Annotated in this window: 13 protein-coding genes; all 13 read right to left on the bottom strand. The window is 66.5% G+C overall.

From position 1 onward, the window contains the following. Positions 1-141: 141 nt before the first annotated feature. The 13 genes from JHD63_RS00760 to JHD63_RS00705 all read right to left on the bottom strand — a co-directional run bounded on the left by JHD63_RS00760 (position 142) and on the right by JHD63_RS00705 (position 14666). Entirely contained in the window at positions 142-1200 is a 1059-nt protein-coding gene (locus JHD63_RS00760) for an NAD-dependent epimerase/dehydratase family protein (RefSeq protein ID WP_198968748.1), read from the bottom strand. After that, positions 1197-2477, bottom strand: coding sequence for a CaiB/BaiF CoA transferase family protein (locus JHD63_RS00755; RefSeq protein WP_198968747.1), 1281 nt, complete (start codon positions 2475-2477; stop codon positions 1197-1199). Before JHD63_RS00755 ends, JHD63_RS00760 begins: the two co-directional genes overlap by 4 nt. Before the next feature lie 34 nt (positions 2478-2511). Then, the gene (locus tag JHD63_RS00750; protein ID WP_198968746.1) at positions 2512-3786 is read right to left on the bottom strand and encodes an acetyl-CoA hydrolase/transferase family protein; all 1275 of its coding nucleotides are present in this window, start codon (positions 3784-3786) and stop codon (positions 2512-2514) included. 66 nt (positions 3787-3852) lie between these two features. Further along, positions 3853-6219 (bottom strand): ATP-binding protein, encoded by a 2367-nt coding sequence (locus JHD63_RS00745; protein WP_198968745.1) that lies wholly within the window; start codon positions 6217-6219, stop codon positions 3853-3855. A gap of 47 nt (positions 6220-6266) precedes the next feature. Next, complete coding sequence (locus tag JHD63_RS00740; RefSeq protein WP_198968744.1) at positions 6267-7232, bottom strand: alpha/beta hydrolase; 966 nt, start codon at positions 7230-7232, stop codon at positions 6267-6269. A gap of 88 nt (positions 7233-7320) precedes the next feature. Further along, complete coding sequence (locus tag JHD63_RS23835; protein WP_233167468.1) at positions 7321-7542, bottom strand: hypothetical protein; 222 nt, start codon at positions 7540-7542, stop codon at positions 7321-7323. A gap of 18 nt (positions 7543-7560) precedes the next feature. Next, positions 7561-8220 carry a CoA transferase gene (locus JHD63_RS00735; RefSeq protein ID WP_370590359.1) on the bottom strand — a complete coding sequence of 220 codons (660 nt, stop codon included), beginning with the start codon at positions 8218-8220 and terminating at the stop codon, positions 7561-7563. Between the two features lie 49 nt (positions 8221-8269). Then, entirely contained in the window at positions 8270-9427 is a 1158-nt protein-coding gene (locus JHD63_RS00730) for a CaiB/BaiF CoA transferase family protein (RefSeq protein WP_198968822.1), read from the bottom strand. Positions 9428-9504: 77 nt separating this feature from the next. After that, positions 9505-10719, bottom strand: a complete 1215-nt coding sequence (locus tag JHD63_RS00725) for a CaiB/BaiF CoA transferase family protein (protein WP_198968743.1) — start codon at positions 10717-10719, stop codon at positions 9505-9507. Positions 10720-10724: 5 nt separating this feature from the next. After that, positions 10725-11732 carry a Bug family tripartite tricarboxylate transporter substrate binding protein gene (locus tag JHD63_RS00720; RefSeq protein WP_198968742.1) on the bottom strand — a complete coding sequence of 336 codons (1008 nt, stop codon included), beginning with the start codon at positions 11730-11732 and terminating at the stop codon, positions 10725-10727. Positions 11733-11766: 34 nt separating this feature from the next. Next, a complete protein-coding gene (locus JHD63_RS00715; protein ID WP_370590358.1) occupies positions 11767-12951 on the bottom strand; it encodes a lipid-transfer protein in 1185 nt (394 codons plus the stop codon). Positions 12952-12964: 13 nt separating this feature from the next. Next, on the bottom strand, positions 12965-13306 hold the full coding sequence (locus JHD63_RS00710; RefSeq protein ID WP_198968740.1) for an AtuA-related protein: 342 nt from the start codon (positions 13304-13306) through the stop codon (positions 12965-12967). 1 nt (position 13307) lies between these two features. Then, the gene (locus tag JHD63_RS00705; protein ID WP_198968739.1) at positions 13308-14666 is read right to left on the bottom strand and encodes an acyclic terpene utilization AtuA family protein; all 1359 of its coding nucleotides are present in this window, start codon (positions 14664-14666) and stop codon (positions 13308-13310) included. Between the last annotated feature and the right edge of the window lie 3 nt (positions 14667-14669).

Below are 14669 nucleotides of genomic sequence, written 5' to 3'. Positions count from 1 at the left end.
TGTCCCCTGTTTGAATAATGTGGTGTCCTTTGCCATCCGGCCTCTCCGAAGCCACTAGCGCATCCAGGTCTCACGCAAGCGCAGCATTGGTCGGCTCCATCGACCTGCTTCAATATCCCTTCCTCAGGAACCGATCGGTGCTTAGGGGTGCGCGTAGGGGTGCTGGTACTGCACGCCTGCGAACGGCAGTTCCGCTGCTCGCCGGTTCATCTCGTCGAGCAGCGCGATGAACGCATCCTCTGCCGCGTAGTCGAAGGGGTCCCCGATCTGCTGTTCGGCCTCAATCCCGAGGGGGTGCCCGAGGTAGTGCTCGACAGTGCGCCTGATGCCTTCTTCGAAGCTGACGAGATCGGTGTATCCCAGTTCTCTGCGGATCTTTCCGCTGTCGATCAGCAGGTGGTGCGTCGTGGGCGGGAGACCGGTCTTGGTGAAATTGAGGTCCCGGTTCGCGCCCCAGAAGTAGGCGGGGCGGCCCATTTCGGGCGTGAAGTTCGCGAGTTCAACCTCGACGCCCATGGCCCGCGCTATGGCGCGCACCAGGATGGCATCGGAGGGCGTATAGGCGTCCGCAACGTTGTAGGTCTGCCCCGATGAGGCCTCGGGTTGATCAACGCAGAGCAGGATCGCGTTTGCAGCATTCTCGACGTAGGCCTTGCTCTCCAGGGTCAGGCCGCCATTGATGACGGGGATGTGGGTGCGCCCATCGCGGACGCGGCGGATGATGCTCCACTCGCGGGGAGCGAGCTGGCGGGGGCCGAACAGGCAGGGATAGCGCAGGTGCGTGATGTTGTAGTGTCCGGCCGAATGGGCCTCCATGAGAATCTGCTCGGTCTGCACGATCTTCTCGCTGAGCTTGTGCCCCGTCTTGCGGGGACCGTCCTCCGCGGAGGGTCGTGCCAGGTTGTCGCCATAGGCCGCGCCGCCGATGGTGATCAGTCGTTCGCTCACACCCGCGAGCGCGTCGACAAATAGGCGCAGGCGCCCGTAGGTCGCCACAACGAGGTCGTAGCGATGGCCCTTGAGCGCCTCGGTCAGGCCCTCGAGGAAGTTCGGATCGGTGTGAATGTGCGGCACGTCGTCGGGCAGGTCGATCTCGTGCCGCCCCGTGTGCAGGATAGTGGTCTTGTAGCCGCGCTGCCGCAGCCCCTCGACGATGAACGGGCCGGTGGGGCCGGTGCCCCCGATGACGAGTGCCTTCATGATGCTGTCTCCGTGTGGTTGTGCTGCTGGGTCGATGCTTCCCGGGCGATGCCGGCGCTCGTTAGCGACGCAATCTCCGCGTCGTCGAACCCGGCTTCGCGCAAGATCTCGGCGGTGTGCTCCCCAAGCGTGGGCGCGTAGCCGCGGGGGCCGGTGGGGGCCTTCGCAAACCGGATCGGGTTGTTGGGCACGCGGTACTCGCCGTGGATCGGGTGGTTGAGGGTGGTAAGGGATTGGTTGGCGATGGCTTGTGGATCCTCGATCGCGTCTTCGAGCTTGTGGATCGGGCCGCAGGGCACGCCGGCGGCTTCGAGCTCTGCGAGCCAGTATTCGGCAGGCTGCGTCGCGAAGATGGCTTCGAGCCGACTGCACAGTTCCAGGCGATGCGTGACGCGGCCGGTGTTCGTGGCAAAGCGCGGATCATGGAAATCCCCATAGCGATCGAGCAGCGGCAGCATCTTCCGCCAGAACTTGTCGTTCATGCAGGCGAGGATGAAGTGCTTCTGGTCGGAGCCGAGGAACGGCTGATAGGGCACGAGCTGCGGGTGCCCGCCGCCCTGACGGCGAAACGGCACCCGGGTTTTGTCGTACACCGTCAGGTAGTTCGCGAAGCTGGCGATCAGACCGTCGAGCAGGTTGACCGTGACCTTGTCGCCTTGGCCGGTCTGGTCGCGCAGCCGCAGCGCGGCGCAGACGCCGAAGCCGAGCAGGTAGGAGGCGGCGAAGTCGGCGATCGGCACGCCGACCTTCACGGGGCCCCCGCCGATCTCGCCGGTGACGCCCATGATCCCGCTCATGGCCTGCGCGAGGATGTCCATGCCGGGAAGGTGCGCACGCGGTCCGGTCTCACCGAATGCGGTGATGGAGCAGTAGATGAGGCGGCCGTTGATCTTGCGCAGGGACTCATAGTCGATGCCCATGCGCTGCACGGCGTCGGGCCTGAATGCGACGGCGAACACGTCGGCATTTTTGACGAGCCGGGTGAGCACCTCGAAGCCGCGTTCGCTTTTGAGGTTCAGTGCGATGGAGCGCTTGCTGCGGTTCACGCCGTAGAAGTAGGCGCTTTCCCCCTCGCCGAATGCGTCATCGACGTAGCGGAAAGTGTCTCCCTCAAGCGGCTCGATCTTGATGACATCGGCGCCGAGGTCGCCCAGCAGCGAAGTGCAGTAGGGGCCGGCGCCCACCTGGGTGAGGTCGACGACGCGAATGCCGCTCAGGGGCAGTGCGCCGCTTTCGGGCCTTGGGGAGAAAGGGTTGTGGTCTGCCGGGTTCGGCATGGCGGGCTCCTTGTGGTGCTGATGTCGAGTGCGATCAGTGCGCAGCGCGCAGCGCATCGCGGTGCTCAGGGGCCGCGATCTCGATCAGGCGTGCAGCTCGTTCTGCGGCCGTGGTGCCTTGCAGGTCGGCGATACCGTATTCGGTGATGACCATGTCGATGTCGCTTTGCAGCGAGGTGACCGGCCCGCTGAGCGCGGTGACGATCTGGGAGGCCCCCTTGGGGCCGCGAGCCGGCATGGCGACGATCGCGAGTCCTGATGGCGCAACGCGGGTGGCGCGGAAGGTATCGACCTGGCTGCCCAGCGCACCGATGTACATGCCGCCGGCGACTTCGGAATTGACCTGCCCGAGCAGATCGACTTCGAGCGCGGAGTTCACCGCGACGTAGGGATTGCAGAACGATACGGCCGCTGATGCGGTCAGATCGGTGATGGGCATGAAACGGACCCGGTCATGCCGCGCGACGAAATCGTAGAGCGCTGGACTGCCGAGCGCCATGCCCGCGACGCATGCATCATCTCCGCTTGCCAGTGCCCCTGCGGCGTCGAGTTCGAGCAGCCAGTCTCCGACGAGGCCGGACCGCACGCGCAGCTCGCGGTGCCTGCAGAGTGCGCGACCTATTGCTGTCGCGAGCGCTCCGATGCCGAGCTGGACCGAAGCTCCGTCGGGCACGACGGATGCGACGTGGCGCGCGATCGCGTAGTCGATGTCCGAGGGGACGCGTGCAGGGGTTCCCTCCAGCGGCCGGTCGTTCGAGAACGAGGCGGTGATCTGTGATTGATGCAGCCGCCACTTCGATCGAGTGGATGGCATGTTTTCGTTGATCTCGGCAATGATGATGGGTCCGAGGCGGTCAACGCGCCCCGTTGGTGTTGCTGCCGGCGCCGTTTGCGCGGCCTGCGCGACGTAATCGACGGTGGTGCCGAAGCTGTGGTACCCGTCCGCGTCGGCGGGGGGCAGTTGCAGCAGGATCACATTCGGCTGAAACGCGCCAGTGGTGACGAGACGCCCGAAGTGGCTGTAGTGGTTGGGCAGGATGTCGATCTCGCCCGAACGTGCCAGGCCACGCAGCGGGCCGTGCGCGGAATAGGTGACCACACGCGGCTTGCCGCGCGTCACGCGCTTCCAGTCGTCCGAGAGCGCGTATCCGCACACCACCGTGAGATCCGCGATTTGCTGCGATGCGTCAACGAGCTGTGCGACGAGTTCGTGCGGCTCGGCGGCAGCCTGGCCGACCAATACGGTGTCCTGCGGTCGCAAGTAGTCGAGCAGCGAGATGGCGAATGGGGCATGCGTCGGTGTGGTCATGGAGCCACGTTATCCAAGCGTGTTCCCGCGCGCGAGGGGAGAAATACGTGAATCGCTCCCCGTTTCTCAATCGGGTATTCGCTGCTGCTGGGCGACCCATGAGGCCACCTTGGCACGGGAGCGAAAGCCGAGCTTGGCGAGGATTCGTTCCACATGGCCTTCGGCGGTACGCTGGGCGATAAAGAGCCGCTCCGCGATCTGCCGGTTGCTGAGCCCCTCGGCGATGAGCGCCGCGACTTCAGCCTCGCGTCGTGTGAGGCTCTCCGCAACGAGAGGCTCGGCGTTGTCGGCCTTTCGGGGTGCAGGCGCAGAGCCGAGTTCAGGAGCGTTGCCGACCGCAAAGCGAGCCGCCTCGGCCACCGAGAACGCGGCACCGTGGTCGAATGCTGCTCGATAGCGCGCCTCGCCAAGTGCGTTGCGGACCTGGTCGTCGATGGCGTCGGTGCCGAGACTGCGTACCACGGCCTGTGGAAACGGAGCCGCGGCCTTGCGCCACGCTGCATGGGCGGCACCCTTGAGGGTCGCCGCGTGCTCGGCCTGTCCGTTTGCGGCGGCGGTCAACGCCAATCCTTCGCAGCACATTGCGATGCCCCCTGTGAAGCCTCGGGCTTCGTAGAGGGGCAGCGCCTGCTGCAGGCGGGCCGAAGCGAGCTGTTGATCGCCGGCACGCCAGAGGCAGAGGCCCTCTATCCATAGGCTGCTCGCGATGCGATAGGGGGACCCGTACTCTTGCGCCAGGGCCAGAGACCTTCGGGCGAACTCGGCGGCCCGGTCGTCGTGCATGCCGAAAGCGGTGACCGCTGCGCGGTAAAACGCGTCGCAGGCGCCGGCAAGATTGCCCGAGGCGGTGCAGCGGGCGATCGCTGCTTCAGAGAGCCGGAGTGTGCGAGCGCGATCCCCGCTGTAGAAGCTCGCGCGCGCGAGGCCGCATGCAGCGTCCGCCGCGACGCTGGGCAGGCCCAGGGCGTCGGCGAGATCGGCGGCCTCAAGTGCGCGCTGCTCGGCTTCATCGCCGTTGCCCATGATGGACGCCGCATAGCTGCACGCCACGAGCGCGCGTGCGCGGATCTCGTTGGGGGTACGGTCGTGCTCGAGCGCAGAGGCGAGCCAGCGGTACTCCTCAACGACGTAGCTGGCGCCGACCCGGTACAGCTGGAGGGGCGTGACGATGGCCATCACGCTGGCGTGATCGCGCAATTCGGTACTGCAGTACTCGACGGCCGTGCGCAGGTTGGAGTGCTCTTCTCGTACGCGACGTGCCCACTCCATCTCGCGGGGACTGAAGTACGCCGTCTGGCCGCGCCCGGCCAGTGCGCGGAAGTAGTCGAGGTGATTCCGCCGGAACTGCATTTCCTCGCCACATTCCCGCAGTCGCTCGATTCCGAAATCGCGAAGCAGGCCAAGCATCGTCAGCCTTGACGTTGCGCCGCTCGAACCTCCCTGCCGGGCCAGGATCGACTTGTCGACCAGACCGGCGAGGAGGTCGAAGATTTGCTCGCGCACTATCGGCCCACCACTGCAGACGTCTTCAACCGCGTCGACGGCGATGCCATCGGTGAAGACCGAGAGACGAGTCCACAGGACCTGCTCGGGGGCAGAGCACAACCCGAAGCTCCACGCCACTGTCGACTCCAGGGTGCGGTGGCGCTTGGGCGTCGTTCGCAGCGTACTTGCGAGCGCTCCGACAGCGCCGTCCAGTCGCTCAAGGATCGTTTCGAGCGAGAAGGCGCGCAGGCGTGTTGCGGCAAGCTCGATCGCCAGGGGAATTCCCTCCAGCCGGTGGCAGATCCGGTACAGCAGATCTTGATTGGAGGTGTCGATGGCAAACCCGGGAAGCGCCGCCTTCGCGCGGTCCGCGAAAAGCAGGACCGCATCCGGGATCGCCGGGGATGCTGCTCTCACAGGGGCCGTGCCGTCACGGCTCGGGGCCGCTTCATTGTCCAGCGATACTGCGAGCGGCACTATCGGGAAGACCCGTTCCCCGGGCACGCCCAGCACCTGCCGGCTTGTCGCGACCACACGAAGCTCGGGCGCTGCCGCAAGCAGATCGTGCAGCAACACGGCGACCGGCTCGAGGAGGTGCTCGCAGTTGTCGACGACAAGCATGACGTGCCGTCCGCGCAGGTGCTTGGCCAGATCGTCGACGGTCTCGGTGGGAGAGTGGAAAAGGCCGAGCCTTGAGCCGATCACCGATGGGAGCAGGCCGCCATCGGTGATGTCCGTGAGGTCGACGAACCATACCCCGTCGCGAAAGGCCTGTCGCTCTTCAGCGCCGATCTGCTTGGCAAGGCGGGTCTTGCCGACCCCGCCGGACCCGGTCAGAGTCAGCAGACGAGTCGACGGGAGAAGGGCGCGCGCCTCATCCAACTCGGCTTTCCGACCGACGAAACTCGTCACTTCGGCGGGGAGGTTGCCCTGGCCAGGCGAATGCATGGTGGCTTCAGCGCTGATAGAACTGCAGGAGTGAGTACTTCGGTGGACTAGCGACAACCAGGAACTTCCACAGCAGGCCATGAGAGCTCGGTACGGGGATCATGCCCCCTCACCCCGTAGCAGGAACGCACGAAGCTGCGGTAGGCGTCGACGATGCCGGTGCCATGGGTCTCGCCTCGGATCACCTCGGCCGTCGCGCGCAAGCCTGGAAGCGGGGTGCGGCGGATACGGTCTACGAGTGCCAGATAGTTGTGCGAGAGGTCTCGATAGAGCGCGAACTCGCTACTCGTCTCGCTGTCGTTGATCGTCAGGTGCAGCCGGGGCGGCAGCGTGCTGTCTCCCTCGGCGATGCGGCGATCGTAGTGATGGAACACTTCGCTCTTCTCCGAAAGTATGCCGGGGCTGCTCGCTCCGATCACGGTGAATAGCGGGTTGGACGTCGCAAACACGTACATGGCGAAGAGTCCGCCGTAGGAATAGCCGAAAAGGCCGACGTCATGGGCATCCACTCGCCAGAGCTCGGCGATACGAGGGTGAAGTTCGCGCTCAAGGAAGGCGAGAAACCGATCACCAGCGGATTGGCGTAGATCGGCGATGACCGCGGCGTATTGTGCTTCGCTAAGCGCTCCCCGCTCGACGCGGGGGCGCAGATGAGCCGCCATCTGGTGAGGGAACGGCTCGCTCGGCGGCACGAGGTCGCGGTTGCGCACCTTCAGGAAATTTCTCGCGTCGTCGCCGAAGTATCCAACAGTCACTTGGATGAATGGCCGGATCGGGCTGGTCTCGTGCATCATCATCAGCGAGCCAGTGGGGGCGGTGATCGCAAGCTGCGTGTTGCCATCCAAAACGTAAAGCACGGGCAAGGCGGCAGTTCCTGCACCGTATCCCGGCGGCACCGTCACCCACACCGCAAAGGTACCGCCGACGAACTCCGAGCGCAGGGTGAAAGCTCGTGTCGTCGGAATCACATCGCGCAACTCCGGGTGCCAGGCTTCAAGTGCGGCTATCGTCATTCGAGACTCCTTTTCCCCCGCATTGGAGATTGATTTCGTGCTTTGCCGGATTTCGGCGACGAGCGAAGGCGCCCCGTGCGTGGTGGTGCTACAGCACCGCGCCCGCAGCGCGCAGGGCCTGCTGCTCCTGGGCGGAGAAGCCCCAGTCGCCGAGCACCGCCTCCGCGTCCTGGCCCGGGCGCTGCGGCGGGTTCTGGATGGCGTCGAGGGTGCGGCTGAAGCGCGGAGCCGGCGCGGGCTGCGCCACGCCTTCGACCTCGACGAGGCAGTTGCGCTCCTGGATGTGAGCATGGTACGGCACCTCGGCCATGGATAGCGCGGGCGCTATTCACGATTGCGTGCCGGCGGCGAGCCGGACCCATTCGTCGCGCGTACGGGTCTTGAAGACGTCTGCAATGCGCTGCTTCATGTACGGCCAGCCGGCCTGGTCGTGCTGGTGGCCGGGCAGGTCCTCTTTCTTGAGGCCCATCACGCCCAGCGCTTCGCGGTAGAAGCGCGTTTCGTTGGCGGCGATGCTGACGTGCTTGCCGCCCTGGGTTTCGTATACGGTGTACCAGGGCGCGCCGGAGTCGAGGCGGTTCGCGCCGCGTTCATCCTTCCAGTAGCCGGCGGCCAGGAAGCCGTAGAGCAGCGTCATCAGCGAGGTGGTGCCATCGACCATGGCGGCATCGACCACCTGGCCCTGACCGGAACTGCGTGCCTCCAGAAGCGCGCTGAGCACGCCAAGCGCCAGGTACAGCGAGCAGTTGCCGAAGGCACCCATCAGGTTCAGCGGAGTGGCGGGCGCCTCGCCCGCGCGGCCCATGGCGTGCAGCGTGCCGGTCAGCGAGATGTAGTTCACATCGTGCCCGGGCGCCTGGGCCAGTGGTCCGTCCCGGCCCCAGACCGCCATGCGGCCACAGACCAGGCGTGGTTTAGTTTGCAGGCAAGCGTCGGGCCCCGGGCCCAGGCGCTCCATCACGCCGGAGCGAAAGCCCTCGATCAGCACGTCAGGCCGAGCGCGGCCAGCGCATGCATCAGTTGCCTGCGTCGCATGTCTATTCCCCTTTGCCGTTGGCCCGCATCAGTTCGTGCAAGCGCTCGTCGTCCTGCCCGATGCCGGGTGCGGAATCGAGCGGCGGCGGGCGCTGCCCGTCGAAGGAAAGCGGCATGCCCACCAGGGCGATTTCGTCTTCGCGGCTCTTGCCTAGAATGCCCAGCGCCCGGGTCTGCGCGTGCGCCACCAGCTCGGCCGTGGTCTGTACCGAGGCGCAGGGCAGGCCGTAGCCGTCGAGGTGCTTTTGCCAGTGGTCGCGCGTGTGCTGCTTCATGCGCTGGCCGATCAGCGTGTCGATTTCCTTGCGGTGGGCCAGGCGCGCGGCGTTGGTGGCGAACCTGGCGTCACTCGCCCATTCGGGGTGGCCCAGCGCCTCGCACAGCCGCGCGAACAACCGGTCGTTGGCGGCGCTGATGATGGCGTGGCCGTCGGCCGCCTCGTAGGCGCGGTGCGGCACGATGAAGGCCACGCCCGAGCCGTGGCGCCCGCCGGGCTCGCCGTCGGCGGCGTAGTTGGCGACGCCGACCGACATCCAGGCGATGGCGGTCTCCAGCAGCGAACTGTTGACGGTGGCGCCGATCTGCCTGCGTTCGCGCCGCAGCAGCGCCGAGACGATGCCGATCACGGCCCACATGCCGGTGCCGAAGTCGACGATGGAGACGCCCGCGCGCACGGGCGCCTGGCCTTCCTCGCCGGTCAGGCTCATGATGCCGGCGAAGGCCTGCATCAGCGGGTCGTAGCCGGGCAGCTTGTTGAGCGGGCCGACGTGGCCGTAGGCGCCGACTTCGCAGACCACCAGCCCGGGCTTGCGCTGGCGCAGGCTCTCGGGGTCGAGCCGGTACTGGTGGGCGCTGCCCGGGCGCAGGTTGTGCAGGAACACGTCGGTATGGCGCTCGATCAGGTCGTGCAGCGTGGCCAGTTGCACCCTGTCCTTGATGTCCAGGCAGATCGAGCGCTTGCCGCGGTTGAGCGCGTGGAAGGCCGCGCCGCTGCTCCTCCACTGGCTCGGCCCCCAGCCGCGCGAGGAGTCGCCCGTGGGGCGCTCCACCTTCCACACCTCCGCGCCCAGGCCGGCCAGTATTTGCCCCGCGAACGGCGCCGAGGCGCTGTCGCCCAGCTCCACCACGGTCACGCCTGCCAGGGGCAGGTCGGATCGCATGTCGTCCTGCATCGTCATCTCCTTAATTCTCAAAGCGAATCGGGCTGTAGCCCTAGTGCGTCAAGCGCTTCCAGCTATCATTTTTGATATTCCACGGCAGGGGCCTGCATGGCGCCGCCCGCAGCGATGACCTGCTGCGCTTGGTCCCGCGCCAGCCCGTATTCGGTCAGCAGTTGCAGGGTGTGCTCGCCCAGGCGCGGCGCGGGGTAGCGCTGCTCGGGGGCGCTTTCGCTCCATTGCTGCGGAATGCCCAGCATGCGCAGCAGGCCTTCGCTCGGGTGCTGCTGCATCTGGAAGAAATTCACCGCCTGCATGTGCGGGTCGTGCAGCAGGGTGCCGGGCGTGTTCATCTCGATGATCGGGATGTCGGCCTCGATCAGGAGGCGCAGCCACTCCGCCGTGGTCTTGGTCTGGAAGGTCTCGGCCAGGAACCGGTAGAGGTCGGCGATGTTCTCGGTGCGGCCGAAGATGGTGCCGTAGCGCGGGTCGTCCGCCATGTCGGCGCGGCCCACGGCCAGGAAAAAGCGCCGCCAGTGGCGGTCGGTATAGATGTTGACGCCCACGTAGCCGTCCTGGGTCTGGTAGGGGCGGCGCTCGGCGCTCATCATGCGGGCGTAGCCCCAGTCGCCGATCGGCGGCTCGAAGCTGTGGCCGTAGAGATGGTCGCCCATCACGAAGTGCGCGAAGGTTTCGAACATGGGCACTTGCACCGACTGGCCGCGGCCGGTCTTCTCGCGGTAGTACAGTGCCATGGCCACGGCGTTGCTGGTGGCCATGCCCACCAGGCGGTCGGCGATGGCGGTGGCCACGTAGGCGGGCGGGCCCACCTTGCGCGCCTGCAGCACGGGCATGCCCACGGCCGCCTGGATCAGGTCGTCGTACGCGGGCCGATCCGCATACGGGCCGTTCTGGCCGAAGCCGAAGGCGCCGCAGTAGATGATCCGCGGGTTGACGGTCCTGACCTGTTCGTAGGCCAGCCCGAGCCGGGCCATCGCCTTGGGGCGCAGGCTGTGCAGCACCACGTCGGCCGATGCCAGCATGGTCCGCAGCGCCTCCGCGGCCCGGGCGTTCTTGAGGTCCAGCACCGCGCTGCGCTTGTTGCGGTTGAGGTGCAGGAAGATGGCGCTCATGCCCGGGTTGCGGCAGGGGCCGACGCCGCGCGTGGGGTCACCCGCGGGCGCTTCGATCTTGCAGATGTCCGCGCCCATGTCGGCCAGCAGCAGCGAGGCGTAGGGCCCCATGAAATTGGACGTGAGGTCGAGGATGCGCACCCCGGTGAGAGGACCTGCCATGCCGATTACTCCGGTTGGATGTTCAGGCTCTTGAACAGATCTTGCCAGAGCGTCGTCTCTTCGCGGATGTCCTTGGCGAAGGCATCAGGCGACGAGGACGCCACCGATGCGGTGAGCTTGTCCTCCACTTGCCTGCGGAATTCCGGTTCTTCGAAGATCGCAGCCACGTCCTGGCTGATCCGCTCCACGAGGGCCGCCGGCGTGTTCCTGGGCACGAAGAAGCCCGTCCACAACTGGGGCAGGTAGCCGCTATAGCCCACGGCCTCCTGCAGGGTCGGCACGTCGGGCAGGCTGGCATAGCGCTGCATGCCGATGGCGGCCAGCGGCACGATTGCATTGGTGGCGAAGTAGGGCCTGACCGATGCCGGGTTATTGACGATGAACTGTGCGTCGTTGCGCATCACGGCCAGGTTCGCGTCGTTGACGTTGTTGAAGTTCACCGAGGAGTACCGGGCCCCGAGCTGACGGTTGAGGATGGCGTAGGACAGGTTGAAGACGGACGTCGGCCCAAGGCCCGCAAGGAAGAGCCCCTGGCTGCCTTTCTTGCTCAGGTCGATCAGCTCCTTGAGCGTGCGGGCCTGCTTCGCCGTCTCGCCATTCGTGGCGATCACGAGCTGATAGTTCAGCACCTTGCGCACGGGCACCAGGTCGGTGAGCGGGTCGAAGCGCAGGCCCTTCTGCGTGTACTTGGGCAGGATGGAGCTTTGCGTGCCCAGCAGCAGCGTGTGTCCGTCGGTAGCGCGCACCACGTACTCGGTGCCCACCACGCCGCCCGCGCCGGGCTTGTTCTCCACGATCACGGGCTGTTTCCAGCGCGCCTCCAGCCTGGGCGCCATCATGCGCGCCAGCGTGTCGCCGGAGGAGCCCGGGCCGATGGCTAGCACGATGCGCACGGGCTTGGTCGGCCAGTCCTGGGCCTGGGCGCTGCCGGCCCCGAAAAGGCCCGCCACCGCGCAGGCCGCGACCAGGGTGGCCGACTGCATCCAGCCTCGGCGGTCCAGGTGGTTGGTCATCATCGTCTCCTTGTTCATTGAAGGCCGGCAGCCGTCAGGCGCGCCGGTACATCGTCACCACACAGGCGCCGCCCAGGCCGATGTTGTGCTGCAGCGCGATGCGCGCGTTCTCGACCTGGCGCTGGCCGGCCTGGCCGCGCAGGTGCCACACGAGTTCGGCGCACTGCGCCAGGCCGGTCGCGCCCAGCGGGTGGCCCTTGGACATGAGGCCGCCCGACGGGTTGACGACGTACCTGCCGCCGTAGGTGTTGTCGCCGTCGGCGATGAACTTCTCGGCACCGCCCTCGGGGCACAGGCCCAGGCCCTCGTAACTGATGACCTCGTTGGGCGTGAAGCAGTCGTGCAGTTCCACCACGTTCAGGTCTTCGGGGCCGATGCCCGCCTTCTCATAGACCTCGCGGGCGGCGCGGCGCGTCATGTCCGCGCCCACCAGGTTGATCAGGTCGGTCTTGCTGGCCTCGGTGTCCGTGGTCATGGCCTGGGCCGCGATTTCGACGGCGTTGCCGATGCCGTGCTTCCTTGCGAACGCCTCGCTGCAGACGATGGCCGCCGCCGCGCCGCAGGTGGGCGGGCAGGCCATCAGGCGCGTGAGATAGGGGTACATCGGCGCGGCGCCCATCACCTCCTCGACCGTCAGCGGCTTGGTGAACAGCGAGTAGGGGTTGTGCACCGCATGGCTGCGCGTCTTCACGGCCACGCGGGCGAAGATGTCGGGGTTGGCCCCATGGCGGTTGATGTACTCCCAGCCCGCCGAGCCGAAGGCCTTGATGGCGCGCGGCGCGTCCTGCGGCAGATCGGGCGCCAGCTCGCGCTGGCGCTCGTAGATCCAGCCCACGGGCGAGGTGCGGTCGCCGAAGGCGCTGGCGAGAGCGCCGGGCTTCATCTCCTCGAAGCCGAAGGCCAGCGCGCAGTCGATCGCGCCCGACTCCACCGCCTGGCGCGCCAGGAACAGCGCGGACGAGCCCGAGGCGCAGTAGTTGTTCAGGTTGAAAACGGGAATGCCGCTCATGCCCACGCCATAGGCCACGCGCTGGCCGCAGGTGCTGTCGCCATAGACATAGCCGGCGAATGCCTGCTGTACCTCGCCGTAGCCGATGCCCGCATCCTGCAGTGCGCCCTGGATGGCCTTGGCGCCCATGACCTCGTAGGGTTCGTGCGATCCCGGCTTGGCGAACTTCACCATGTTGACGCCGATGATTCTGGCTTTGCTGCTGCTCACGTCTGCGTCTCCTTCAATGAATGAGGCGGAGATCGCTCTCATCGACCTCCAGCACGATGCGCAGGATGGCCTGGCACATGGTCTTGCCGGTGAAGTCGACGCGCAGGCTGCGCGTGGCGCCACCGCCCAGCGAATTGCGCAGCACGAAGTTCATCGCATGCAGTGTGCGCACCTCGTAGCGCTCCACGGGGCCCTTGGACATTTCGCCGAAGAACTCCTTCACGCGCTCGGCCGTCAGGTGCTTCTGCAGTAGAGGGTAGAAGCGCGGCTCCTTGGCGATGACGGCGATGTTGCTGATGTCGCCCTTGTCGCCCGAGCGGGCGTACACCAGATCTTTCAGTTGCAGTTTGGCCATGTCAAAGCTCCCTGGTCTCTACGTTCTGCACCACTTCCTCGCGCGCGATCAGCGTGGGCCACAGCGCGAACACTTCGCGCGGCGCGGGCGTGTTCAACTGGCCGGTCGAGCCGATGGGGCCAGTGCCCATCAGCATCACGCACTCGCGCGCCACCTTGCCGGCCTCGGCGCGGTCCGCGCACTTGGCGGCCACGCGGATGCGCACCTCGTTGATCTCAGGGTCGGGCTCGGGCGAGGCGGACCAGTGGCAGGAATCGACGCCGATCATGTCGAAGCGCACCTCGTCGGCCTTGAGCTTCACCATTTCGAAGCGCTTGCGGATGATCTCCAACGAGCGCCGCGCCTTGGCCACCGCGTCAGGCCAGGTCACGGAGGACTCGACCTCGCCGATGTAGCCGTCGGTGTAGGCGATGCCGGCCTTGAGCGTCGCGGGCGCTGGCTTGCCCCTGGCGCCCCAGACCTTCACGCGGTCCTTGGCGACCTCCTCCATCTGCACCTGGGTGAAGTCGGTGATGACCTCGGGCATCAGGTAGTTGCCCGGGTCGTGCACCTCGTACAGCAGGTGCTCGGTCAGCGTGATCGTGTTGACCAGGCCGCCCGTGCCGTGCACCTTGGTGATGAACAGCTCGCCCTTCTCGTTGACCTCGGCGATCGGGTAGCCGATGTTCCACGGCTCGGGCACCTCTTTCCACAGGCTGGTGATGCCGCCCGAGCAGGCCGCGCCGCATTCGATCAGGTGGCCCGCCGTGATGCCGGTGGCGAGCTTGTCCCATTCGTCCCACTTCCAGCCGAATTCATGCACCAGCGGCGCCAGGATGGCGGCGTCATCGGTCGCGCGGTCGGAGATGATGATGTCGCAGCCCTGCTGCAGCGCCTGCACGTAGCCATAGGCGCCGGAATAGACGTAGGAGCCGACGATGCGCTCTCGCACCCGGCCCAGGTCGTCGTCGCCCGTGTCCAGGTTGGTGAACTTCGCGCCGCTGTCGAGCAGTTGCTCGACCTTCTGCTGGATGTCGTTCGTCGTGACGATGCCGACCTTGAGCCGGGTGATGCCCAGTTCCCTGGCCGAGGCAAGGATGGTGTCGGCGCAGGCCTGAGGATTGGCCGCGCCCGCGTTGGTCAGGATCCTGATGCCTTTTTCGAGGCAGATCGGCAGCACGCCGCGCACCACGGCGCGGATCGCAGGCACGAAGCCCTGCGCGGGGTTCTTCTGCCGCATCTTCTGCAGCAGTGGAATAGTGGGCTCGCCCAGGAAATCGTAGGCGAGGTACTGCACGTTGCCGTGCCTGGCGATCTCGATCGCGGGGTCGAGGTTGTCGCCCCAGAAACCGCTGCCCGAGCCGATGCGGATGGTCTTCATGGC

Source organism: Xylophilus sp. ASV27 (assembly GCF_016428875.1).
Taxonomy (GTDB): Bacteria; Pseudomonadota; Gammaproteobacteria; order Burkholderiales; family Burkholderiaceae_C; genus Xylophilus.
This window is presented reverse-complemented; position numbering and strand designations above follow the sequence as displayed.